Below are 1,157 nucleotides of genomic sequence, written 5' to 3' on the forward strand. Positions count from 1 at the left end.
GGGATCGATCATGGAGACCTCCGAGGATCAGGGGAAAGGACCCCAAAATCCTCGGATGCAGCGCCTCACGGGCGAAATCTCAGTAATGACCGCGCCGCAGTGCCCCGCCGCGAGAGCGGCTTAGTCCAAGTGGCGCGAGACTACCTCAAGGAAATCGGCTGTCGCAGGAGCGGTAGTCGGTCTTTTGCAGCCGCGCTTGCAGATAAAGATAGTGAGGCCGGCCCGGCCATGTGTGGCGCGGCTGCAACGTGGTCCGTGGAATGTGCGGATGATGCTCGTGGCTCCTGCGCCGCCGAAATCGCGGCGGGCAGTAATGAAATCAGTCACAAGACCGCAGAAGGCGCGCCGATCTCCGGCGAATGCTGGAATCACTCTAAATCATTGTAGTTGCAGGATTATCCATTGAAGATATTAGCAGGTGGTCGATCTTGATTCATAATCCCCTGAGATCGGAATGCCGGGCTGATCTGCAATGTTCATTTCGTTGATCCGGGAGACGACGCGGCGTCGTAGCCCCCCTCTCCGCCTCCGGCGCGGACGGTGCTCATGAGCACGGGTGAGGTGCGCAAGGGCGTCTTCCTCGCTCACCGCACGGCTTTGATAGATCATGCCACGCCTATCCTGGGCTCGCGCGAGGCGGCCGAGGACATCGTGCAGGATGCGTTCTTGCGGTTCGCGCCGTCCCCAGCCCGGATCGGTTCGCCGGAGCAGACGCTCGCCTATCTCTACCGCATCGTCCGGAATCTCGCCTTCGATGTGTTGAAACACCGCAGGATCGAAAAGCGGGAAAGCGATGGCGGCCTTCCCTTCTGGGCCATGCCTCAGGAGGAGGCCACGCCCGAGCAATCCCTCCTGCTGAACGACCAGGTCCGGATCGTGTCCGAAGTGCTCGCTACGCTTCCGGTCGAGATGCGTGTCGCTGTCGAGATGCATCGTTTCGGAGGCTTCACGCTTGAGGAGGTCGCGGAGCACCTCGACATCTCCGTGGCTACTGCCCATCGCCATGTTCGCTCAGCACTGCTCGCCGTCTCCTGTCCGTCGTCAGATGATTTGAGGCTGTTTCGATGTCTCAGGAACGGAGGCTCTGGCTCATCTGGGTTTGAGGTTATGCGGCCTTCAGCTGATGCTGCAAGCGTCTCTGCTGGATGGTCTGGCGC

1 protein-coding gene is annotated in these 1,157 nt (G+C 60.6%); it reads left to right on the plus strand.

The genetic code is table 11. The features are described from left to right. Window positions 1-546: 546 nt before the first annotated feature. The coding region (locus tag RKE40_RS29580) for an RNA polymerase sigma factor (RefSeq protein WP_316021726.1) at window positions 547-1,157 on the plus strand (611 nt) is incomplete at its 3' end.

It is taken from the genome of Allobosea rubneri, assembly GCF_032464875.1.
Taxonomy (GTDB): Bacteria; Pseudomonadota; Alphaproteobacteria; order Rhizobiales; family Beijerinckiaceae; genus Allobosea; species Allobosea rubneri.